Source organism: Arcticibacter sp. (assembly GCF_045629565.1).
In the GTDB taxonomy this organism is placed as follows: Bacteria; Bacteroidota; Bacteroidia; order Sphingobacteriales; family Sphingobacteriaceae; genus Arcticibacter.
Map to the genome: position 1 here is coordinate 23233 of NZ_JAZQRL010000061.1, position 24556 is coordinate 47788.

Annotated in this window: 13 protein-coding genes; 6 read left to right on the top strand and 7 right to left on the bottom strand. The window is 45.7% G+C overall.

Annotation, left to right across the window (positions count from 1 at the left end):
* Window positions 1–8: 8 nt before the first annotated feature.
* The 4 genes from ACKI5J_RS07745 (at window position 9) to ACKI5J_RS07760 (ending at window position 6770) form a co-directional block, all read left to right on the top strand.
* Window positions 9–2438, top strand: coding sequence for a family 20 glycosylhydrolase (locus tag ACKI5J_RS07745; protein ID WP_407428195.1), 2430 nt, complete (start codon window positions 9–11; stop codon window positions 2436–2438).
* 22 nt (window positions 2439–2460) lie between these two features.
* Window positions 2461–3609, top strand: a complete 1149-nt coding sequence (locus ACKI5J_RS07750) for a cellulase family glycosylhydrolase (protein WP_407428197.1) — start codon at window positions 2461–2463, stop codon at window positions 3607–3609.
* A gap of 44 nt (window positions 3610–3653) precedes the next feature.
* Window positions 3654–4661, top strand: coding sequence for a glycoside hydrolase family 43 protein (locus ACKI5J_RS07755; RefSeq protein WP_407428199.1), 1008 nt, complete (start codon window positions 3654–3656; stop codon window positions 4659–4661).
* Between the two features lie 93 nt (window positions 4662–4754).
* Window positions 4755–6770: a hypothetical protein gene (locus tag ACKI5J_RS07760; RefSeq protein ID WP_407428201.1), complete on the top strand. Its 2016-nt coding sequence runs from the start codon at window positions 4755–4757 to the stop codon at window positions 6768–6770.
* A gap of 520 nt (window positions 6771–7290) precedes the next feature.
* Here the strand turns inward: ACKI5J_RS07760 and ACKI5J_RS07765 are convergent.
* From ACKI5J_RS07765 to ACKI5J_RS07790, 6 genes are all read right to left on the bottom strand, one after another.
* Window positions 7291–7452, bottom strand: a complete 162-nt coding sequence (locus ACKI5J_RS07765; protein ID WP_407428203.1) for a helix-turn-helix transcriptional regulator — start codon at window positions 7450–7452, stop codon at window positions 7291–7293.
* A gap of 143 nt (window positions 7453–7595) precedes the next feature.
* Complete coding sequence (locus ACKI5J_RS07770) at window positions 7596–8003, bottom strand: DUF4267 domain-containing protein (RefSeq protein ID WP_407428205.1); 408 nt, start codon at window positions 8001–8003, stop codon at window positions 7596–7598.
* An 80-nt stretch (window positions 8004–8083) separates the two neighbouring features.
* Entirely contained in the window at window positions 8084–8659 is a 576-nt protein-coding gene (locus tag ACKI5J_RS07775) for a Crp/Fnr family transcriptional regulator (protein WP_407428207.1), read from the bottom strand.
* 9 nt (window positions 8660–8668) lie between these two features.
* The gene (locus ACKI5J_RS07780; protein ID WP_407428209.1) at window positions 8669–8932 is read right to left on the bottom strand and encodes a MepB family protein; all 264 of its coding nucleotides are present in this window, start codon (window positions 8930–8932) and stop codon (window positions 8669–8671) included.
* Entirely contained in the window at window positions 8895–11792 is a 2898-nt protein-coding gene (locus ACKI5J_RS07785; protein WP_407428211.1) for an AAA domain-containing protein, read from the bottom strand. Before ACKI5J_RS07785 ends, ACKI5J_RS07780 begins: the two co-directional genes overlap by 38 nt.
* 74 nt (window positions 11793–11866) lie before the next feature.
* On the bottom strand, window positions 11867–15991 hold the full coding sequence (locus ACKI5J_RS07790; protein WP_407428213.1) for a two-component regulator propeller domain-containing protein: 4125 nt from the start codon (window positions 15989–15991) through the stop codon (window positions 11867–11869).
* Window positions 15992–16255: 264 nt separating this feature from the next.
* On the opposite strand from ACKI5J_RS07790, the gene ACKI5J_RS07795 reads away from it, so the two are divergent.
* Together ACKI5J_RS07795 and ACKI5J_RS07800 are read left to right on the top strand one after the other, a co-directional pair.
* A complete protein-coding gene (locus ACKI5J_RS07795) occupies window positions 16256–19435 on the top strand; it encodes a SusC/RagA family TonB-linked outer membrane protein (RefSeq protein WP_407428215.1) in 3180 nt (1059 codons plus the stop codon).
* A 10-nt stretch (window positions 19436–19445) separates the two neighbouring features.
* Window positions 19446–21404 carry a RagB/SusD family nutrient uptake outer membrane protein gene (locus ACKI5J_RS07800; RefSeq protein ID WP_407428217.1) on the top strand — a complete coding sequence of 653 codons (1959 nt, stop codon included), beginning with the start codon at window positions 19446–19448 and terminating at the stop codon, window positions 21402–21404.
* A 129-nt stretch (window positions 21405–21533) separates the two neighbouring features.
* On the opposite strand, the gene ACKI5J_RS07805 is transcribed toward ACKI5J_RS07800, so the two are convergent.
* Window positions 21534–24413, bottom strand: coding sequence for a glycosyl hydrolase 115 family protein (locus ACKI5J_RS07805; RefSeq protein ID WP_407428219.1), 2880 nt, complete (start codon window positions 24411–24413; stop codon window positions 21534–21536).
* Window positions 24414–24556: the final 143 nt, after the last annotated feature.

Sequence of the window (24556 nt, forward strand, 5' to 3'; positions counted from 1 at the left end):
ACGTACACATGATTAAAAAGACAAGAGTCTCTTTAAAAAACAGAGAGACACATGCCTCCGGTTCATTGGAGCTGGATCATTTGGATCATCAGACGAGTATGAACCCGCAAAGGAGGCTGCTTGAGTTTCCAAATGTTTTCATATCATTCTTCAACCAAGTTGGCTGTCCGCCCGCACTGGTCCTGATACCGCTTTTTATCCTGCTGACCGGATCAAGGGGACTAAGTCAGGAGAAACCCAATGTTGCGCTGATTCCAGAACCTATGGAGACCGTGTTGTCCAGAGGGAGCTTTAATATCTCGAATAAAAGTGTCATCTATTACTCCGGGGAAGAAGCAAGAGAAGCCGCGGGTCTGTTCAATGAGTTCCTTTATAGCAATTATGGCTTCAGACTGAAGCTGAAAGCTGCCAATAACCCGGATTCCTACATCGCAAGTATCCTTTTCGAAGCGTCGAATGCAGGGCAACCTGAGGAATATAGCTTAATAGTGAAACAGAATCAGATTCGCTTATCGGGAGATGGCCCTGGGCTGTTTTATGGAGTACAAACGCTTCAACAACTAACACCTCCTGCTGGAAAGAAAGAAATTTCAATTCAGGCTCTTTCAATAAAGGATCAGCCTCGATTCGGTTATCGCGGATTGATGCTCGACGTCAGCCGTCATTTCTTCCCACTATCATACGTGAAAAAGTTTATAGATGTGATGGCCGGGTTTAAATTCAACCGCTTTCACTGGCATTTAACAGACGATCAAGGCTGGCGAATTGAGATTAAAAAATATCCGAAACTACAAACTGTTGGCGCCTGGCGTGAACCTGTCGACAACGTCAAACATTCTCCCTTTATGAAAGACGGCAAATATGGGGGCTACTACACACAGGACGAGATTCGACAGGTTATATCGTACGCTTCGGCCAGGCATATCATTGTGATTCCCGAGATTGAGATGCCCGGGCATTCTACTGCTGCTCTGGCATCCTACCCACATCTCGGCTGTACTGGTGGGCAGTATCAGGTAGCCCGGTCGGGGGGAATAACAAAGGACGTTTATTGTCCTGGCAAAGAGACCACATTTACTTTCCTTGAGGATGTATTGAACGAAGTTATTGCGCTTTTCCCTTCTGAGTATATTCACATAGGAGGAGATGAAACGCCTAAGGAAAGCTGGAAAGTCTGCCCTAACTGCCAGAACAGAATGAAAAAAGAAGGACTAAAAGATGAGCATGAGCTTCAAAGCTACCTTGTTCAACGCATGGAGAAGTTCGTAAACAGTAAAGGGCGCAAAATTATAGGCTGGGATGAGATTCTGGAAGGCGGATTAGCACCCAACGCCACGGTGATGAGCTGGCGCGGAGAGACTGGCGGGATTGCTGCGGCCCGTCAGCATCACGACGTAATCATGAGCCCGTATACCTACTTATACCTGGACTACTATCAGGGTAATCCAAAGACGGAACCACCAGCCTTTCCAGCTCTGGTGCCATTAAGTAAAGTGTACAGTTACGAACCCTTATCGGATTCATTGACGGCTGATCAGTATAAATATATCAAAGGGATACAGGGAAACGTGTGGGGTGAGAATATTCGCGAAGGCAGCTATTCTGACTATATGACCTATCCACGTGCACTGGCAGCGGCCGAGATTGCCTGGTCCCCAGCCACGGCAAAAAACTATGACCGGTTCCTGGAAAAGCTGAAGACTCGCTTATTGGCGCTCGACAATGAAAAGCTGAACTTCAGGATCCCTGAACCAAAAGATCTTAGAGACCTGGTCACTGTTGAGTCCAGTGTGCAGCTGAACCTGGAGCCATCTGTAGACGGAGCAACAACGTTTTACACACTTGATGGCACTGATCCTGATACCGGAAGTGCTGCATACAAAGGCCCATTTACATTGAAATTAAAAGACGATGTACCCATAGTTGTGAAAGTCTTGATCGTACTACCCTCAGGTCGTCGGAGCGGAATTTACCGGGCGACCTACATTAAGAAATCTTACAGACCCGCAACTCAGATAACGTCTCATAAACAGGGCTTGTTATTTAGAACGGCTACCCAAAGTTCAGCCCTCGCAAAAAATATCCGCATAGAACAGGCAAATACTTCAGGAGTATTACCGCGGTTTGACCTCGGCTCCTTTGCTGATAAGAAAACCCTCTACCTTATTTGTGAAGGGTATATAGAAGTTGATGAGGATGACATGTACAGTTTCCAAGTCGTTTCTGATGACGGTGCTATATTGTATATAGACGACGAAACAGTTATTGACAATGACGGCGAGCATGCCGCAACAGAGGCTTCCGGATTTATTCCCTTACGAAAAGGATTTCACCGGATACGCCTCCAGTATTTTGACGCAGGTGGAAGCAGACACTTGGAAGTAAAAGCCGGTAGAGGAAAAGCAGCACCTGCAGCCATTGATAAACTATATCATTAATTCATCTATAAATTATAGCAAAGTGAGATTCTTAAAAATAAAATTCCTCCTGTTAGCATTTTCAGGAATAATACTACAAAGCTGTTCCCTACAACGACCAACACAAACCACCGGCCGTACGATCTGGAGCAAGGACAAGGCCAATGATTGGTATGCTTCGCAGAAATGGCTGGTGGGTGCCAACTTTATTCCAAGCACAGCAATTAATCAATTAGAAATGTGGCAGGAAAGCTCTTTCGATACCATCACTATCAACCGGGAGCTCGGGCTGGCAGAATCGATTGGCATGAATACAATGCGCGTTTATCTTCACGATCTCTTATGGGATCAGGATTCGACGGGCTTCCTAAATCGAATAAATACCTTCCTGGAGATCTCCGAGAAACATAAGATCAAACCCCTTTTTGTGTTGTTTGATTCCTGTTGGGACCCATTTCCGAAGCTCGGAAAGCAAAATGCACCCACACCTTTTGTTCATAATTCAGGATGGGTACAAAGCCCGGGTTTTACAGCATTAAAGGACTCCACACAATACCCACGGCTAGAACGCTTTGTGAAGGGCATAATCCGGAACTTGCGCAATGATAAACGGATTCTGGGCTGGGACGTGTGGAATGAGCCAGATAATTTAAACACCTCGTCCTACGGAAAGCGCGAACTTCCGAACAAAATCGATTACGTATTGCCTCTTCTAAAGAAAACCTTTCTATGGGCTCGTTCTGTGAATCCGTCTCAGCCACTTACTTCGGGAGTTTGGCTTGGAGAGTGGTCATCAGACGAAAAGCTAAAATCCATCGACAAACTGCAGTTGGAAGAATCAGATATCATCACGTTCCATAACTATGATAACGCGGAAGAGTTTGAAAAGAGAATACTATGGTTACAACGATATGGTCGTCCGATCATTTGCACTGAATATATGGCTCGCGGCAATAACAGTACGTTTCAGAGTTCTTTACCTGTGGCACGCCAATATCGCACGGGAGTATTCAACTGGGGGCTTGTAGACGGAAAGACGCAAACTAAGATGCCGTGGGATAGCTGGGATAAACAGTACACCGCGGATCCGGCACTTTGGTTCCATGAAATATTTCATAGCGATGGTAAGCCTTACATCCCAGAAGAAACAAAGCTTATACAGGAACTAACCGGTAAAACCAACCCTCGCTAATTTATCGCTCGAATAAACAGTTAGCTTCTCTAGATTTAAGTTACATGAACCTAGTAGTATCTCAAGTTATCAAACGCAGTTACATCCTGACCACAATATTAGGAATCCTCCTATCTGCCGCCCTAGCAACAACATGCTACGGTCAGAAAACAAAAGTCAATGTATTCAACGTAAACTTTCCCGACCCCACGGTCATTCGGGTGAATGACGTTTATTATGCTTATGCAACAAACGGCACAATAGATGGAAAGAACTATAATATCCCTGTCGCAGTTTCTAAAGATTTACAGGTATGGGAGATTGCAGGAGACGCTTTGCCTGCGAGACCCGTATGGGCCGACAAAGACTTTTGGGCCCCGCATGTCTTATTTGATCCCCTGATGAGTAAATTTATTTTGTTTTATTCCGGGGAGAAGGGCGAGAAAACGGGCAAATGCCTGGGGGTAGCGTTTTCCGACAATCCCTTAGGGCCATTTACGGACAAGGGAAGTCCTCTAGTGTGTGGAACCGGATTTGTGAATATTGACCCCTTTGCATTCATTGATCCGGAAACTGGAAAGAAGCTTTTATACTGGGGGTCTGGTCATAAACCTATACGGGTACAGGAACTTTCCGACGACTGGAGAACTTTCACTCCTGGCAGTAAACCCAGCTTTTTGGTACATCCGTCGCAAGAACAAACCTACGATAGCCTGATTGAAGGCACTTGGATAGATTATCATAAGGGAACCTACTATTTATACTATTCGGGAGATAATTGCTGCGGACCGAACGTCAATTACGCGGTGTTGGTAGCAAAATCGAAGTCTGCTTTAGGCCCATTCGTTAGTATGGCGAATGGTAAGCAACTCGAAAGCAGTGCTATTGTTAAAAAAGACGAAAAGTGGCTTGCTCCTGGCCATAATTCAATATTCAAGGACTCGAAAGGAAAAACCTATATCGCTTACCACGCCATTCCTGTACATCAGAATCCGGCCGAGCAAACGTACAATACGCGCGTTTTGCTTATAAAAGGCATTTCATACAAAAAGGGATGGCCAGTAGTGAAGTAGTCGATAACAAACTGCCTGCCCGATTATTCTCCGGAGGAATGTTTCGTTGCAGGTTAAAGATATAAACTTGCGATAATGCTTATCATAAAACTTATGAACATAAAACTAATACTAGCGGTGCTATGTACTTTCATCTCCTTACAAGGATTCACACAGATTGAATACCCAGGCAAAAATCCGGGAAAAGCAGTTTTAACATTCAAGAAAGACCAGTATGTGGTTGAGAATAAGGCCATGCGAATTTCCTGGGTAAAACAAGGGAACAGAATTTCGGCTGGAGACTTTTTGGATCAGCAAAGCGGGAAAGTACTGTCTTTTGACGGAATGCAGCTATTTGAAATAAGGTTGAAAAATGGCAAGGTGCTAAACTCTGCCGATTTCGTCGCTTCTAACATACAGCAGCAGAAGATTGCGGCAAACAAAGACGCACTCAGATATTCTGACCGGGTGAGCGGAGCCGGCTTTTCGGCACGTCTTTTTAATAAAACCTCGGGCATCAATATTACATGGACTGTTCAGTTAAAAGACGGCTCAAATTATATCCGTCAGTCTTTTACTTTCCAAGCCAAAGATTCTGTATCTATTGAGAAGATTATCCTCGTTAAACTGCCATTAAAACGAGGTGCAACAAAGCATGGCAAGGTAGACGGATCACCCCTCGGTATAGACAACCTATTTTTTGCCGTCGAGGATCCAATGGCACAGCATGACGAGGATGCCGGGTTTCTAACCTCGTACTTAGCCCGAGAGGAGCCTCTTTCCGTAACAGGTTCCCTTACAGCCTCCATCGTTTGGGGAACTACACCAAAGGGCCAGTTGAGACGCGGCTTTTTGCATTATGTCGAAAGAGAGAGAGCCACCCCTTACCGTCAGAACCTGCATTACAATTCATGGTACGATCTTTCCTGGGTGGACCGCAAGCTTGATGAGGCCTCTTGTTTAAACCGTATTCAGAAGTTTGGAGACAGCTTGATCTCTAAACGCAAAGTAAAAATGGATGCGTTTTTGTTTGACGACGGCTGGGACGACAACCAGACACTGTGGATGTTTAACAAGAACTTCCCTTCAGGCTTCTCAAAAATTGCCGAAAAGGCCGCCGGCTTCAACGCTAACATTGGAGTATGGATATCGCCCTGGGGAGGATATATGGAAGACCAGAAGCAGCGGCTGGAATATGGGAGAAAGCAGAGCCCAAAGTTTGAAACTAATGCTAACGGTTTTTCTTTATCAGGCCCCATATATTTCAACCGTTTCAAAGGCGTAACAGAGAGTTTTATGGAGAAGTACAACGTATCCTTGTTCAAGTTCGATGGGATAGGTGCGGGTAACGGGGCAAGCGGAGCAAGTATCACATATCAGAAAGACATCGAAGCACTATTGAAGCTTACCCAAGGTATGCGACTTAGAAATCCTACTCTATATTTGAGCCTGACCGTGGGAACATGGCCTTCAGTCTACTGGCTTAATTTTGGAGACGTAATATGGAGGGCCGGACATGATACCGACCGGGCAGGCACGGGCACCGGAAGGCAGCAGTGGATTACTTACCGGGATTCGGAAACTTACAGGAATGTCGTTAAAAGAGCACCGCTGTTCCCTTTAAACGCAGTGATGCTCCATGGAATCTGTATAGCAGAAAACGGCCCACCGGCGGGCTTCGGTTTTAGCAATAAAGATATTTCGGACGAAATATGGTCGTTCTTTGGAACCGGAACAAGTTTTCAGGAGCTCTATATCAATCCCAATAAGCTCACCTCGGATAACTGGGATGAGCTCGCCGCCGCGGCTAATTGGGCGAGAACAAATTCACGGATACTACAGGATGCTCATTGGATTGGAGGGGATCCACTAAAAGGAGAGGTTTATGGATTTGCAGCCTGGTCTCCTTCTAAAGCAGTTCTGACCGTTCGTAATCCTTCATCTGAGAAAAAGAGTTTCATAATTGAGGCGTGTGAGGCTTTCCAAATACCTGAAGGACAGGAAAAAACTTTCATATTCTATGATGCTAAATCCGCCAAGCGAGAGGTTCAGTTAGGGAAAAGCGCCACTATCAAGTTGTCCTTGGATCCATACGAGGTAAAGGTGATTGATGCAGTGCCATCCAAATAGCGCTATCAGATCGTCTGCATTGTATCTCAACTTTCTCCAGGGTTAGATAAAAGCGGGGGCGGTTTCCACATAAATTGACCGAATGATTGACCGTCTTTATGGCGGAAATCGCTCTCTTCATAAGAGGACATGAATTAAATATTCTATGCTTTCTTTTGTATAGTTCCATATGGCGAGAGATTTGGCTTTATCGTACACGAGCCAAACGGTAACCTTGGCTATGGATACGACACTCAAAGTGTGGAAAAAGGTGGAATAGCTGATGTAAGACTTTATTATTGACATCTTGGCCGGATAGCCTTTGAACCGTTTATACCCTTAGCATAGAGTTGATGAAAACACATAGTTTACTTTCTCAGCTTTTCCAGATAAGCTACTTTGTCTTTTTCAGCTTGCAACAGGCGCTCGTATAAGCGTTTATTCTCTTCATAACTCTCTAAGAGTTTATCCAAAGGGTTGAAGGTGCAACCATAATTGACAGCTGATCAATTGTCAACGTGATACGTATTGCCGATGATGTTCAGGACAGCCTCTTCACTAAGTTCTCAATAGCTTCCGGCGTAACGCCCAGGATCTTAGCCACCTGACTCAACAGGTCTCTATCAATCGTTTCCCTGTTTTCCATAGCAGATACGGTTTGCTGACTCACCCCTAAATCAGAAGCAACGGCTTCTTGCTTCATACCGCGTAGTTCACGGATGCGGCTTATTTTGCGTCCAATGTGGTTGGTTGTGGCCGTGCTTGTGAATCAAAGATAATCATCTTCGGCTATCGCTAATTTAGTCACCCTCGGTAAAAGACAGCACTTTCGTGTATGATGTTTGTTCATTTCGTTCGAAATAGCAAAAAACTATTGGCGACCATGACCAAAGCAGTAATACCGTGGATCAGCAGGTGTTCAAGGTCGCCTGCGCCATTGGTGGTATAAACGACCAGGAAGTCCCCGACAGGAACCAGAATGGACATGGTAAATACCCAGGCTGTAGCGTTGCGCATCCGCATGAAAAGCAACGGCAGCAGAACGATCCCTGAAAAGATATCCCGGATTCCCTTAATCTTTCCGTAGGCAGCGTCGTACTCATTGCTGAAAGGTATGCCATATCCGACGGCTCCGTCGTATGGTTGTAGGATAAAGCGCAGGCCGATGAAGATGATGCCAAGGGCCAGAACAAAGGTGATCCAGTAAGAAACTGAGCGTGTACCCCAGGTTTGTTGTTTGATTGGTGTTTCCATTTTTGCTATGATTTATGGTACAAATCTCCCGAACAAAAAGTCTGAATTCGTTCACCTGGGTTAACAAATGAGAGAGGCTGCTATTTTCCGGCCACCAATTTTTTCCTGATTCTGGACAGGGACTGCGGTTTGATGCCGACATAAGAGGCGATATGGTATTGGGGGATCCGTTGCGCCAGTTCGGGATAGGCACTTAGAAACTGCTGGTAACGTTCGGCCGGGGAATCGCGGTAAAAGGATTTTAACTGTTGCAGGCTGCTGAGAAACACACCTTCGATGGCCAAACGCCCCAGCTTCTCACCTTCCCGGACAGTCTTGTATAAACGTTGCAGATTATCGTAAGTGATCACCTGCATACGGGTATCCTCGATCGCCTGTATGCTGGTATTGGAGGGCACTTTAGGCAAAAAGCTCTGGTAGTTGCAAACGAACTCCCCTTCCCTGCTGAAGTATAAGGTTTTTTGGTTACCATCGTCATTCATGTGGTACCGAACCAGTCCGGATTCAATAAAGCCGACATAACGGCATAGCTCTCCTTCTTCAACAAAATAATTTCCTGACTTCAACTCAAGAGGTTTGAACAGACCGTTCACTACGGATTCCTCCTCCCTAGTCAGGGTGATCAGGCTTTTTATTGCGGTTATCAACTGGTTCATTTCTGGTAACTATTGCGGTATGAATTTAAAGCCAATATTCGCGATATAACATGTAATCAACATGGGGAGCAATTGCTGATCAGTGAAGTAGGAAACTTGCCAGCTCTGTGTTTGTCTGGCTTGTTTATTTTCGGGTAGGTCCCTTTTCGGGTACACTCGAAAGCCTCGCTTTCCTCCCTGGCCATTCACGGATAAAATCTTTTGCATAGAGTACCTCCCCCAACAAGGAACCGGTCTAGCCATTAGGAAGCGTTTGCTTTTCGCAGACAGCATCAGCAGCTCTGGCTATATGCCGATAGAGCTGCATCGATGGGCTTTGATCTGAACGTCGGAATACTTTAGGATTGCCAAACAATATAAATGACTCCTTTGCCCGCGAGACTGCAACGTTTAGCATATTCGGTCCACTATCAAAGAAGTAGCTTTTACCCTCATCGTTTGAACCATAGGTTGCAGAGAAAAGCACAACCGGACGCTCGGCGCCTTGAAGAGCATGTACCGTTCCGATGACCAGGCCGCTCATGTTAATTCCGACTTTTCGAAGGGTATTACGGAGCATAAGCTTTTGCCCACTAAAAGGAGGCACAATGGCGACGATATCGCTTAAGGGTAGTTGGTAATGTTTCGCTAAAGCTTCCTGATGTTCGGAGATCCATCTGGCAATTGCCTCCGCTTCTTTTGGGTTCGCCCGGCTGGAACCACTCACCCTGGATTCACTTTCTACGGCTATAAATTTCAAGGGTGGTAGCAGGGTATTCTTTGCCGAACCTTTCATCGGCTCAAGAACTCCGTCGTAAGCCAGATTATTACAGTAGCTGATAATTTCATCAAAGCAACGCCTGTGCTCAGTAAGGAGCATGCCCCGCGCTTTTGTGGCAGAAAGTTGGAAGGAGGATGTCTTATGTGCCATGCGCATAACGCTACCTGAACTACACAGAAAACCTTTATCGTAGAGGTCGTCAATCCCTGGCTGATCATCCATACTATTAATAAGCTGGTAACGGTGCAGGTTTGCCTGATCTACTTTCTTAGGTACATTCCAGACTGGCTCAATCTGTAATATGTCACCAACTACCAGCGCCCTTTTCGCCAGAGCGAAAGTCGCCGCACCGATCTCGGGTGACACCTGCCCTGCTTCGTCGACAATTAACAAGTCTACGAAATCGAATAATGGTGGGGTTTCCCATGGATTCTGCCCCTGATTGACCTGGATATATCTGGAGAAGTTAAAGAATTTGGGCGCCATATAAAAAGTGGACACGAAGCAGGGCGTTAGCATAGCGAAACGAAGCCAGCGTTCTTTGGCAGCGCTCTCTCCGTTACGGGATAACCGGTTCTCTTCTAAAGCCGTGCGGGTGGCCATTAGCCAGCGGCCTTCCCAATAATGGACGGCAGTATAGAACATATCGTACTTCAAACCCATCTCCAGCTGCTCGAAAAAGGCTGGTTCACCCGGGTCAAGATGGACGTTTGCCTTTCTTTGCCAATCCTCCCAAGTGCTTTGTGCTTTTCTGATCTTTGTGATCAAAGCATACTTTGAGTCGAAGAATTGATGTATGGACTTAAGATCGTAGAAATCAATGGAGTTATACGCAACTGGACAAGCACGAAATAGCTGTTTGGCACGAGTGGCACGTTTTTCCTTTACAAAATTGAGAAAGGAAAGTAGTTTCAACCAAAGGGATTCTGCGTCCAGGTAATCACTGAAGCTGGTCTCCAGATCGGTGAGTCCTTTCTCCAGATCAGGCAAACTATGCAAGCTTAACTCTGGCAATTGAGATTGAAGGTCCTGATACTCATGCCAACGGTTTATCCCATCTACGAGCATTTGTTGGCTTTCTATCAGCCTCTGCTGCAAACCGTTAACGATGACGGGAAGAGTTGAACCGGTTTGTTTGCTGTGCTCAATGTAATAGGCTTCTGCCCTATCCAGATAGGTCTCGTTTTCTTTTTCAGTATGTGATCCGCTAAGCTTTCCTTTCGTTCGTTTGATGGTTGGTATATGTGCCTGTACTTCCCGCGCTGAGCCGGGAAGGTATAAGCCGAAGCCTCCTAAGTCTGGCAGCCATCGTTCATACGGCTCTCCCTTTTTCCGCTTTACGTTAGCAAAACTATCTATGATATTGGTGACTGCCTGATTGTTACTTGAACAGGCAAGTATCACTGGGGGATCACCACCTGCTATTGCGCTCTCTACAACTTCTGTAGCAACAACGCTCTGCAGTAAGGTCGTTTTCCCGGTTCCTGGGGGACCATTAATCGCCAGGATGTCGCCATGTCCGATAGTATTGTAATGATAAAGACTATTCCGCTGGGACTTCGACAAGGGAAACTCGAAAGCCATTTGGCCAACGTGTCGTGTTGAGGCTGTTTCGAATGCTGCTTCTGAAAGCAGAGCCTTCAATGGTGCTTCTTGCCGATCAGTAAGGGTTTTCAGCGTTGCGGGGACGTCTTTCTTTTGAATAATGTAATCATAGAGTCCGATAATGGCATCAGCCGGTCCGGTCAGTGTATCATTGATTACGACAGTGTATTCGCTGGTTACCTTGAAGTTTTCCACGGAGTAAGTCTCAACAGTTTGGCTGGTTACAGCCTTAAACATGGAAAGGACATACTCGCAGTAGCTTGCCCAGTCAGGCTCTCCGCTGAACGGACGACCAAATGCTTCGTCTACACTGTCAACATCTGAAAAAACGTAGTTAACCTCCTGGTTGGCCTGGGGCTCCAGGTAAGCACGAGGGATATAGGGAAATGTATCTTCGTCTGGTTTTAGCTTTCCTTTTTTGGTAAGCACTGCGCGGATCCAGAATGGATAGAATATGCCTGTTTCCCCGGTCAGCTTTGTATATTCTGGCACGGGGCTGACACGAAAGGGTGATATCAGAACAGGTGCTTCTTCTACCCTCACCCACCCGGTCTCCTCGGGCCCTAGTATGCCTCTATCTTCATTGGTGCGTTTTTCATAGGTGCTTATCAGTGTCAAAGCCTGATTAGGATCAACTGTGCCGTTTGGTATGTCTATAATGACTTTCCGTTGGTTGAGTGTCTTGTCTACTTCAATGACGACACGTGCAGATTCTGCCAGGGTATTGCGCCAGTAACGGAGCATGTTTAGGTGTGGTTCTTGTGACATAGTTAGTGCTAATCTACGAAAAGCAGCTTAGTTAGGCGTTGTGACACCGATATAGGAAAGCCTGGGCGAGGAATTCACCCTAAATCCCTCTTTACATGGTAAGATTGACGCTTCATCTGCAAATATTCAGACGGCAGAATGCCAAACTTTGCTTTGAACGTTTTGGCTAAATAATTAGGTGATGAGAAACCGACCATATATCCGATTTGTGCGATATTGAAGTCGCTTTTTTCTATCAGGACTGCTGCTTTATCGAGTTTGATATTGCGGATAAACTCAAGGGGAGACTGCCCTGTTAGCGACACAAGCTTGTTATAAAGGGCGCTGCGACTCATTCCAACATGTCTGCTGAGGTCTTCAACTGAAAATTTCGAGTCATGGATATTTTCTTCGATGTATTCTAAGATCCTGTTCAGGAACTTTGCATTCTCAGATTCGACTTCGATTTCGGGTGTCAGCACTTTGATTTGCCTGGTGTAAGCATTTTTAAAATTGCGGTTAAGATCCAATAGATTCCGGATCTTGGTATTGAGAATCTCCAGGCTGAAGGGCTTGGTCAGATAGTCACTTGCTCCCGTTTGCAGGCCCCTCACTTGTTCTCCTTCTGCATTCAGTGCCGTTAGCAGGATAAATGGAATATGACTGGTTCTCTTATCGGCTTTAACTTTTCGGCTAAGCGCTATGCCGTCCATAAGGGGCATGCTGATATCACTTACTATTACTTCCGGGTGATGAGCAATGGTCTTTTGCCAGCCCTCTTTGCCATTAGCGGCTTCCAGAACACGATAGAAAGGACTTAAACTATCTCGTAGATACTGCCTGTAATCTTCGTTGTCTTCAACAAGCAGAATCAAAGGTAAGGGCGACCAATCATTGGATCCATTTATTTCCGTAATCTTTCCTGCTTCGGCTTCTTCTTTCTCCGGATTCCTAGCTTCTAAACGAGGTTCTTCGTCTTCCGATATCGGGGTACCACGTACCACCTTAGTAAACGGAAGTTTTACGGTAAAAGTAGTCCCCTTCCCTTCCTGGCTCTCCACTTCTATCGACCCACCCTGCATCTTTACAAATTCCTTTGTAATGGCAAGCCCTATCCCCGTACCTTGGTTTAGAACAGCGGCACTTGTATGACTCTGGAAGAAACGCTCAAATATTTTCTCGAGCTTATCCGCCGGAATGCCTACGCCTGTGTCAGATATTGTTAATATCAGCATGGTGCGGGACGGATCTGATGTATCGTTGTAATGATTGATTTCGAACTGAATTACGCCGTTTTCGGGTGTAAATTTAAATGCGTTTGAGAATAGGTTAAACAGAATTCTTTCGATCTTATCGTGATCAAAATAAGTATATAGATTCTGCACATTGCTGCTCGTGAAAAGCTTGATTTTTTTCCTCTCGGAAAGATCTTGAAATGAGTCTGCCACGTCTTTGATAAAGGAAATCACATCGCCCTCTGCCAGGTTCAGGCCGAGCTCGTTCTCTTCCATTTTACGAAAGTCAAGAAGCTGATTGACCAGATTGAGCAACCGCCTGGAGTTACGCTTTATCATATCAAGCTGGCCCGCTTTTCTCCTGTTATTCTCTTCTGAGATCAGATTATCAACAGGACCCATAATAAGGGATATGGGGGTTCTGAACTCGTGACTTAAATTTGTAAGAAACTTTATTTTAAGATTATCAAGCTCACGTGTACGTTGCCGTTCCTGTTGCTCTTGTTCCGCCGCAAAACGGGCTTGCAATTTCCTGAGTGTCCTGTACCGGTAAAAAGCCAGCAAGCAGGCGATGGCAAGTGAATAGAATATATAGGCGTAGGCTGTTCTCCAAAATGGAGGATTCACAATGATGCTTATCGATGCGATTTTGTTGGTCCAGACACCATCATTATTACTGGCTTTTACTAATAACGTGTATTCGCCGGGATCTAGATTGGTATACGAGGCAGTGTGTGCAGGGGACGGATAACTCCAAACTTTATCGAAGCCCTCGAGCTTATAAGAATACCTGTTTTCCCTGGGATTTGTATAATTAAGGGCGACATAGCTCATTGAAAAATTCTGTCGATAGTCGAGGGTTACCGTTCTTGCTACGGAAATATGCTCATCAAGGTATTGCCCGTCTGAGGGGGTTACTGACTTTCCGGAGATCTTCAGATCTGTAAAAAGCACCGCCGGGACATTTGCGTTGCTCTTCAAATCGGACGGTTTGAAATAGTTGAACCCCTCAAGGCCTCCGAAGAAAATAAGGTCATCTGATGTCCGTAATCCGGAACCGAGAACAAAATTACTATGCTGCAAGCCATTGTTGGAGTTATAATTCCTGAACTTGCGGGTCTTTCTATCAAAGCTACTGATGCCCAGGTTCGTACTGAGCCAGAGCATTGCATTATCTCCCTCAACAATTTTATAGATAATGTTGTTGGCCATACCATCTTTCTCGTTGAAACAAGTGAACTTATTCGTCTTCTTGTTGAGAAGGCACAAACCGGCACTGGTGCCGACCCACAGATCGTTGTTCTGATCGCTCAAAAGCGACAACACAATGTCATTCTCAAGAGCGTTCTTTGCTTTGTCATACCATGTGAAGCGGTTTATCCGGGGCTCATACCTCGTTAAACCAGAACCATGGGAGCCGATCCATATATTCCCTGACTGATCTTCTTCTATGACCCTTATATAGTTATTTAGAGGAAACAGGGATGAAGAACTGTTGCCCAGACCCGATGTGTACTTGATAAACGATTTCGTAGAAGAGTTGTACACGTTAACCCCTCCTCCATTCGTTCCGATCCATATATTTCCGCGCCTGTCCTGTTTGATTGCGAAAATATCATTACTTGAGAGCCGACCGGGACCGTTACCTTTTTTAAATTGTGTAATTTTTCGATTTTGGTCCATTACAAGAAGCCCGTCACCGTATGTCCCAATCCAAAGCTCGTTGTTTCGCGCCCTTTCGAGGGCCTGTATCGATAGCCGGGTCCCGGAACCTGTCAGAGAAGAGGGAATGAGAACTTTGCTGAAGAGTTTTGTGTTTTTATCAAAGAGATGGAGACCTCCGCCATCGGTCCCTACATATATCTGCTTGCTGTCCTTCTCTGCGAATGACGTAACCCTCGACGCTGACAAGCCCCGGATGTCGAAAGGGTTGCTTTCTATCAAATGAAATAGCGACAGATTCTTGTCGTACTTGCTGACACCTGCATGATAAGAGCCTATCCAATGAAGCCCAAGAACTCTGTCAATGTATACACAACGTATTGCCCTTGATTGCAAGCTATACTTATTTCGCTCGTCAGGCACATAGTTTTTGAGCTCTCCTGAAGCGGGGTTTAAGATATACAAGCCGTTATTGGTACCAATCCAAAGGTTATCGTCGGTATCTATATCGATTGGACCTATCTTGGCGGAGGCAAGAACCCGGGCATGCTCCGGGTTGCTGGCAATCTGACGGAACCCGGAGCCATCTGGTGCCATCTTGCTCAAACCTCGTGTGGTACTAATCCAGAGCATTCCTTTAGAATCAGCCGTAATGGCCTTTACGCTATCTCCTGCTAAACTTACCGACTGCTTTGGATCGTGCTTGTAGTGAGTGAAGGTTTTGCTTTTCCTGCTGTACCTGAAAAGACCATCTGTAGTTCCAACCCAAACCGAGTGGTATTTGTCATGGAAAATTGTGAGGATTATATCTGTCGATAGTTGGTCGGGGCGCCTTGTATCAGCAGTAAACGTGAAGTTTTTCCCCTTTTCAGTATCTACCGTTGTAAGGCCTCCATAATGAGCTATCCATATGGTACCAAAGGCATCTCCTGAAATCATATTCACAGCTTTATTTACACCTGGAATGTCAAGGTTTCTGAAGCTATCCTTTTTTCGGTTGTAGATACTTAGTCCCCCACCGTCTGTGCCTACCCAAAGGTTTCCGGACCGATCTTCGTACAGGGTTGTTACGCGATTTGAACGGAGGGTGTTTGAGTCTCTCCTGTCTTGCCTGTATACCGTAAAAGCAGCACCATCAAATTTATTTAAACCGTCGTCTGTAGCGAACCACATGAGACCATAGCCGTCTTTCAGGATAGCGTTTACTGTATTAGAGGACAGGCCGTCTTTGGAAGTGAGCGCCGTGAAACTGATATTTTGAGCGTTGGCGTTCCACAGTATCAGATAAATAAAAATGACTATACTAAAGGGCTTCACTAACATAAGGCAGGTACATAGATGGTTACAATTGGTACGACAAACATAACGTCAGCGGCTCCCCCCGGCTATAACGTTTGGCGAATTTACTAGATCAGATGTCTATCAGTATCATGAAATGAACTAAAAAGCTGGAAAGAGGGGCAAATTCGGGCAAATACCAAATGTTAAGAGGGTTTCATTGAAAAACATTTGGATCATCAATTAACCTAATCAAATCATTCCCCGGCCTCCTTATGAACTAATATTGCTAACCAATTATAATTATCCATGCAAAATTTTAAAACTTCTAAACTTTGGAAAGTTGTGCTGATCCTGGTATCGGTAAACTTGATTTCCTTGGCTGCTTATTCTCAAAGCATGACGCTGCGAGGGAAAGTTGTCGACGAAAAAGGCGAGAGCCTTATAGGGGCGACAGTGAAAATCCCCGGAACCCGTATTGCTGTTTCTACCAATGTTAGCGGCGACTTCGTTCTGACTGTACCTGCTAATACCGGCAAGGTGGTCATTTCTTACATTGGTTATGTGGACTATGAAAGGCCCTTAACTAGCGGAACCTCTAATCTGGGAACCATACGCCTTGCACCAAACAGCAAAGCGCTGGATCAGGTGGTAGTTGTGGGCTATGGTACATTGAAAAGACAAAACATGACGGGCACGGTTGCAACAGTTGATAGCAAAGCATTACAGGAAGTGCCGGCTTCAAACGTTGTTGAGCAGCTGAAAGGAAGAGTAGCGGGACTTGATGTGGTTACCGGCGCTAATGGCCCGCAGATTACCGTGCGAGGCAACCGGACTATAGGTAACCCTGAAGCTGACAGACCTTTAATTGTCTTAGATGGTCAACCGTACTACAACTCCATTGAAACGATTAACCCCAATGACATTAAGAGTGTGGATGTTTTGAAAGGTGCCTCGGCGACGGCCATTTATGGCTCGAGAGGTTCAGGGGGTGTGCTTTTGATCACTACGAACCGGGGCCGCGTCGGGCAGTTGATCGCCACCTTCGACTCTTACGTCGGTATCAATTCCCTCCAAGGAGAACTGAAGATGCTGAATGGTGAACAGTACGCGCAGTTGAAGCTGGATGCATCAAGAGGGTCATTGTTGCAGAACAATGGTGCTACAAACGGCTATGCCCTTACTCCTATGGAAACGCAGGCTCTTGCTGAAGGAATCAGTACCAACTGGGTTGATCTGTATACTCAGAGAGGAATAACATGGGACCAGAATCTAAGAGTGTCGGCAGGTACAGAGAAGACACAGTTTAGCGCCGGTTTAGCATATCGCAAGAATGGATCTGTGGACCCTAATAACAACGTCAGCAGATATACACTTTCAGCAAATATTGATCACAAAATAAACGACCTGATCAAGTTCGGGGTTAGCTTAATGGGAAGCCTCCGGAACACAGATACAGGGGGATCGGGGCAGCTTGGAAACGCCCAGTGGATTACTCCCCTGGCTCATCCTTATTTGCCCGACGGTTCTGTTAACTATTTCCCGATGGAGGGAACACTCGACGCATTGACTTTAAGTCCGCTGGTTCCGGGAACTATTCCTAATTCTTACTACAATCATACGAGGGGAATTGTCAGTAATAACATTATTTTCGCAGAGCTGAGTCCACTGAAGCACCTAAAGTACCGGTATACATTGAACTATAATTTGTCTCAGTCTTTACAGGGGCAATATAATGGAATCAACAGGAGCTCCATACAATCCATCGCTCAAACAAACGCACGTACGGATAACAGTTACACTCACCGCTTAAATCAAGAGCACCTGCTTACGTATGACAACGAGTTTCTCGAAAAGCATAATGTAAACTTCGTGGCAGGCTTTACCACGGAGAAACGTCATACGCAAAACTCAAATACCAGTGCCACGAATATCCCTGCAGATGCCGTGCGTAATACTAATCTTGGATTAGGTACGCCTGCAACTCTGGGTGGAAGCTTCTTAGAACAGGGCATTATCTCCTACATAAGCCGCTTGAATTATACTTTCGATGATAAGTATAATGTGATGGCTTCCTATCGGATTGACGGAAACTCTGCTCTGGCGAAAGGTCACCAGTACGCCAGCTATCCTGCATTTGGCCTGGGCTGGGTTATAAGCAACGAGTCATTCATGCAAGACGTTCCAGTTTTGAATACCTTGAAATTGAGGGCAGGTTACGGAGAGACCTCCACCATCGGGAGTGTTGACCCGTATGACACATTAGGTCAGCTGACGAACGCGAACTACCAGTTCGGTGGCGTGTCTACCGGTAACATAGGTGGAGTAAGGGTTCAGGCGTTGGTGAATCCATTGCTTACCTGGCAGCGAACTGCTGAATATAACCTGGCATTAGACTTTGGTATATTTAAGAGCAGGTTAACAGGTTCAGTTGAAGTTTATAAGCAACGTACAAGTGGTATTATACTGAACAATGCCCTTCCAGGCAGCCAGGGCGGCGGGCCGGACCAACCTACTAACCTGGGAACATCTGCAAACAGGGGACTGGAGTTTAGCCTGAGCAGCATTAACATTCCTAACTCAGGTGGTTTTTCCTGGTCCACTGATTTCAATTTTGCCTTAAACAGGGAAGAGATTGTTGAGCTGCCAAATGGCGTTGACCAGATCATTGGTACGGGTCTGTTTGTGGGCCAGCCCCTAACTACTATTTATGACTTAAAAAAAATAGGTATTTGGCAGGTTGAAGACTCTCCAGGTCTTACTTCTGCAGGTGTATATCAGCCCGTACAGGGTCAGACTTCGCCATTGCAGTATCCTGGTGAGGTACGCGTAGAAGATCTTAATGGTGACGGCCGAATTACTTCTGATGACAATCAATTTGTTGGAAACTTTCAGCCTGACTACACTTTCGGTTTTAACAACCGCTTCAGTTACAAGAATTTCGACATGAGTATTTTGATACAAGGCCGAATGGGGTTTACGACTATCGTCCCCTATGTGTCGTCTACAAATGCCAGTGTCAACGGCTGGCAATATCTGAATCTCGGTCGGCACAACCAGCCTGTGATGAATTACTGGACGCCTGAAAATCCGGGAGGTACCGAGCCTATGCCAAATGCTACGGAGCAAAGTAACTTTTATTCGACGACTCAATATTATGATGGCTCGTTTATCAGGGCAAAAAGCATTAACCTGGGGTATAACTTCCCTGAAAGCACGTCTAAACGATTAGGCATCAGCTCCCTAAGGATTTTTGCCAATGTTACGAATCCATTCGTCATATATGCCCCGATCAGAAACCACGGCTTTTTTGTACCCGATCCCGAATCAGTGAGCAACATTCTTCCGGCGACTCCCAATGCAAGCGGGAACGTGGCAGGATATGATCCAAGTGCCCCAAATAATGGTGCGCAAACCTTCAGAGGAACAGGAATCAGTCCTGGTTTGCAGACCCGGGATTTCATATTTGGTATCAACGCAAGATTTTAATTAAAAGATTATGAAAGCACTATCTAAAATCAATTACCTATTAGCAATTGCACTTGTTCTCCTACTGACGCAGGGCTGTAAAAACATTCTTGAAGAAGAACCCAGGTCAGCATTATTTCCTAGCTATTTGGGTACCCCCGGCGGTGTAAAAGCGGGTCTTGCCGGTGTATACAGCAGCTTGCGCAGCTTCCATTCGGGAGAGGGACAGATCAATTATTATGTCGGGACGGACGAGATGAGGGCTGGTTCGAGTTCGTCAGGCGCGGGGATCACCTTGAATACGTATAATGGTATCAATTCATCGACTCCCAATGTTGGCGGCTGGGGTTCGTGTTTCGCTGATATTAATACTCTAAACGGAGTATTGAAATTTGTTAGTGAGAGTACTGATCCGATTTTAACGGAAGCGGCAAAAAAGGAATACATTGCCCAGGCGAAATTTCTCAGGGCCTATATATATTTCTATCTGGTACAGACCTATGGGGGGACAACGGCCACACAAAAAAGCGGTATACCCTTACATCTGGAATTTATTACCGAAGCTAAGACGGGAGACGAACCAGCCCCTTTGTCGGAAATTTACAGTCAAATCATCAAAGATTTGTCGGAAGCCGCGGCCGACTTACCCGCTGTTGTAAACAGCACTAACGCACTTGCGCCTGTCGGAAAGACGGCGACCGCAGCCACTGCCAAAGCCTATCTGGGGAAAGTATACCTTACAAAGGGCTATATCCCGGAAATTAGCGAACCCGGCGATTTCCAGAAAGCCGCTGATCTGACCCAGGAGCTCATTACGAACCGGGCAACTTACCAGCTTGACCTTTTCGAAAATTATAATGATGTTGTTAAGCAGGAGAATGACTATGGTAAAGAAACCGTCTTTGCTATTGACTATGGCAGGAATGATCCGACCTATTCAGCTTATGCACAAAACCCTTCTGGTGGTTTCGGGATTAACTTTATGGCTGTACTACACCGCTGGAACTATATCTCGGACGCCGGAATTGATAACCGCCCGGGAGTTGAAGCTGTTCCGCAGGTAATCACTACTGCCAAACAACCCATGGTAAGGGATGTCTATAACGGACGGCCATACATCCGCGTAGCACCAAATCCCTATGTCCATCAGGTTGCCTTTCAAAACCAGGTGAATGATACACGCTGGGACGCCACATTTCAAACTTTCTGGATCAATAATGTACCAAGGGCGGCTGGTGTAAAATTTGACGGTAGCCCGAAAGAGGCGCTTATACCGACCACCGTTAGCTCGGCGACTTCCTACCAGCCTCCAATCAATGGAGACACCGCCATTTTAATGCCTGGAATCGAGGTGACGAACGCACGCAGAGATGCGTTTAAAGGCTTAATCGTTACACCCGCACAATACAGCAACAAGGTATTCCCAACGTTGAAGAAGTTTGATGACAAGCTGCGTACCGGCATGAATGACTTTTCAAGCAGGCCCATCATACTGATGCGCTTCTCGGAGGTGTACCTGATGAATGCGGAGGCGAATTATATGCTGGGAAATATTGCGGCTGCGGCCACGCAATTGAACGTTATTCGTCGAAGGGCGGCGTTCAGAACACCTGCCGACGGAGATTTTATTCCTAAAGGGCAGTTCCGTGTTACTGCAGCTACACAAGCAGCTGCAAACGCGGCAAATGCTGCGGCTATGGAGTTAACACCTGCCCAGCTCGGTCAGCTTGCTGTTCCTGCCAATACTTCGCCTGGTTCTCCGTTGAACGGCATGGACTTGATTTTAGATGAATATACAAGGGAACTGTATGGCGATCTTCGCCGCTGGTACGATCTCGTAAGAACCCGTCAGCTAGTGAGGAGGGTTAAGATGTATAATCCTGAGGGGGCACCCAATGTTCAGGAGTATCACATGCGCAGGCCGATTCCGCAAGCTCAAATCAACAATGTACGCACCGGGCCTGCTTATCCGCAGAACAACGGCTATTGATCTACAGTACAGCTTCCCAAGTGAAGCTGTACTGGTTCTACGCTGAATCCAAAAAGGGGGATTTGAACAAATTTGATGTAAAAAAGAAGAGCTCGGTGGAATGCCGAGCTCTTCTTTTTTTGGTAAAGGTTACCTGGACCTTACATAGTTACTTTCGGTCGGTCCCAGATAACTAGGTTTCATTCCTCCTGCATCAATTACGAACTTCTGGAAGACTATCCCGGGGTCAACCATCCATATCTTCAGCGTGTGCTTACCTGGCTTATCGACCTTATGGTCCGTACTTCTTACCTTTATGTGATCACCGACCGACTTTGACCACCATTCTGCATATTCGTAATCGGGCTTAATCTCCCCTTCGTTCATATTCACTAGCTGAGGTTGTTCGTCATCAATTGACATGGCAAACTTCAACCCTCCTGTTTTCTTAAAATCCTGAGTAGGTGATAAAAAGGCATGTACAGTCAGATCTCCGGGTTTAAAAACTGTGAATTCGTATTCCAGGCGGGGTGATTTGGATGTCAATGTTTGTCGGCCAGCGGTTACGGGCTCAATGATTATTGATGAATTTGTCCGGCCAAGGTTTGGTACTACCGTCCATTCGATCTCTTTGTTGTCGACCTTCCTAATGAAGTTGGCAGCTTCAAACGCTACAACTCCATTATTTTCTATGTAGCCGGATGCCGATGAAACGCCCTCCCGGACCGGGACGTTGACGCTGTACTCCTTTCCTGCACCTGATATGAGAATTGTTCCGGTTACACTTGCTTTAGGGGCTTTGTCCCAATCGATGCTTACGTAAACCTTTTCATTAAACTGAGTAACTCCCCTTGGCTTGGAGATTTTTATCCAATCCTGTTGTGCCGTGATGGAATAGCTCAGTTCTTCTTGCCCTCTGTTGATGATATCAACATAATAATTTTGCCGGTTGATGTTATCAAACACGGGCAGTGAATGACTAAATGCCCAATCCGCCTCCACATCCAGCCAGCCCCACTCAGGCTTTTCCCCATATTCCAGAAAATAACCGAGCTCCGCCGGCCTTGGTACCTGGACATACGACACCGACGGCATCATGTTTAATGGCGGGTGGTTCCATGATGTATAACCGATGTGGGTTTGCGACATCATATGGTTCCATTTGCCATCCTTGAGTTCGTGGAAGGCCCTGGTAAGTTCTTCGTCTTTTTGAAACAGGTGCCGGACTCTGTCCGCGTAGTAGTTCGCAGAGGTTGCACCCCGCTCGCCATAGTATCTGTTTTTCCCTGCAGCGACATACATTTCATTCAGGTTCGCACTTAATTCAACTGGTGAAAGAATAAGTTGAAAGAATGCCGGTTTGCATTCTTCCGAAAGCTGATTGTAGATTTTTCGACCCTTCGCTGCTAAACCATTATATTCTTCGACAATCCGGTCGGCTTCTCTATAGTGCGCAACACTGTAGGTATCTTTGGTTAACATTTCAGGAATACGCCGGGCATTATATTTCGTGTATAGCGAAAGAAGCTCCGCAATTTCCTTTACATATTCATTACCAAATTGCTGCATTGCCCAGTTCACATAGTACTTTGGCAGGTCTTTGGCCTGAATCGACGAAGGATCCCAGGCATAGTCCAGGAAAAAACTGATAGGTAATTCCATGGGTTTTATGTCGCCGACATTAGCTATCCATAAGTTTTTAACGCCATGTTCATAGGTGAGTTTCATCTGCTCCCAGACTCTCTCGATTTGAGTTACGTTTTGCCACCTGTATGAGACCGGTGCGCCTACATAGTCAAAGTGATAATACATGCCATATCCCCCTTTATGATTAAGGTCTTCCTTTTTTGGCAGGTATCGCAGGTTTCCCCAATTATCATCGCTAAACAGGATGGTGATGTCATCATCAACCCGCAAACCCTTGTCGTAGTAGTCCTGAACTTCTTTATAGATAGCCCACACCTGCGGAGTTTTTTCTGCCGGTTGACCCGTTACATCTGATATGATCTCCCGTTGATCTTTAATTATGGTCTTCAGGAGGTCAACAGAAGTCTCTTCTGACATTCCTGCATCGCCATCGCCACGCATGCCTACTGTAACGACACTTTCATAGTTTCCCATGCGTTCGATACCGCCACGCCAAAAACGTCTGAGTTGCTCTTTATTCTTCTCATAGTCCCATGCTCCTCCCTGAAAGACCGACCATTCGTTATGCGCACGCATCATGGGCTCGTGATGACTGGTTGAAACAACGATACCAAACTCATCTGCGACTTTCGGGTTTAGTGGATCATCGACATTGAACATGGTGGGAAGCCACATGGCCGGCCACAAAAAATTCGCCTTGTTTCGTAGCATCAACTCGAAGATTTTTTCATAGCACCGGTGATTGATACCTCCGAACTTTTCGGTTGCCCAGTTTCTGAAGGCCGGAGATTCGTCGTTGATAAAGATCCCACGATATTTTACTGCCGGTCCTTTCGATACATAATGACATTTCTCCAGATAAATTTCTTTGCTCTTTTTAATTACCGCGTCAGCCCACCAATGCCATGGAGATACCCCGATCTTTTCTGACAGCGTAAAAACGCCATACGCAGCCCCGCGTCTGTCACTACCTACTATAACGAGAGCTTTCTTAACGCCGGGAAATGGATCGTCCACGGTCTGTAAAATGAATTTCTCCCATTGACCGCTTAGCACATCAATATTGATCTTCTTTTTCGCTACTAACTGATTTATAAGATCGTTGTTACCGACCGTAGCCACAATGATCGGGTACTTTCCCATTGTCTTATTCCCGGTAGAAACAACCGGCCGCTTACCTGAAACGTTCTCAATATCCCCGGCGAGAAAGTCGACGGATTTCTTTATCAGGATATTTTCTGAGGTGTCGTATATAATTGTGGCTACATCTGTCTTGCTGACTATCGGATAATAACTGTTTTTTTTATCTAAACTAGTCCTTACAGTTATTTGAGAAAATGCCAGGGATGGAATAAATAGCAATAGAATCAAGAATACCTTCATAATGATTTACATTTGGTTTTATGGATCAAATGTCTGGAGTTATAACCCATAGCGATGGTACGGGTAGCCAGTATTAAGTAACAAATGTTTCTATGACACGTCAAGTGCCTGTCTTTGCTCCTGTTTACAAGCTCGACACGATA

Excerpts from the sequence above, each read along its gene's own strand:
- ACKI5J_RS07745 (WP_407428195.1), top strand. The coding sequence starts at position 9 with ATGATTAAAAAGACAAGAGTCTCTTTAAAAAACAGAGAGACACATGCC.
- ACKI5J_RS07755 (WP_407428199.1), top strand. The coding sequence starts at position 3,654 with ATGAACCTAGTAGTATCTCAAGTTATCAAACGCAGTTACATCCTGACC.
- ACKI5J_RS07760 (WP_407428201.1), top strand. The coding sequence starts at position 4,755 with ATGAACATAAAACTAATACTAGCGGTGCTATGTACTTTCATCTCCTTA.
- ACKI5J_RS07765 (WP_407428203.1), bottom strand. The coding sequence starts at position 7,452 with ATGAAGCAAGAAGCCGTTGCTTCTGATTTAGGGGTGAGTCAGCAAACC.
- ACKI5J_RS07770 (WP_407428205.1), bottom strand. The coding sequence starts at position 8,003 with ATGGAAACACCAATCAAACAACAAACCTGGGGTACACGCTCAGTTTCT.
- ACKI5J_RS07775 (WP_407428207.1), bottom strand. The coding sequence starts at position 8,659 with ATGAACCAGTTGATAACCGCAATAAAAAGCCTGATCACCCTGACTAGG.
- ACKI5J_RS07780 (WP_407428209.1), bottom strand. The coding sequence starts at position 8,932 with ATGCTGTCTGCGAAAAGCAAACGCTTCCTAATGGCTAGACCGGTTCCT.
- ACKI5J_RS07785 (WP_407428211.1), bottom strand. The coding sequence starts at position 11,792 with ATGTCACAAGAACCACACCTAAACATGCTCCGTTACTGGCGCAATACC.
- ACKI5J_RS07790 (WP_407428213.1), bottom strand. The coding sequence starts at position 15,991 with ATGTTAGTGAAGCCCTTTAGTATAGTCATTTTTATTTATCTGATACTG.
- ACKI5J_RS07795 (WP_407428215.1), top strand. The coding sequence starts at position 16,256 with ATGCAAAATTTTAAAACTTCTAAACTTTGGAAAGTTGTGCTGATCCTG.
- ACKI5J_RS07800 (WP_407428217.1), top strand. The coding sequence starts at position 19,446 with ATGAAAGCACTATCTAAAATCAATTACCTATTAGCAATTGCACTTGTT.
- ACKI5J_RS07805 (WP_407428219.1), bottom strand. The coding sequence starts at position 24,413 with ATGAAGGTATTCTTGATTCTATTGCTATTTATTCCATCCCTGGCATTT.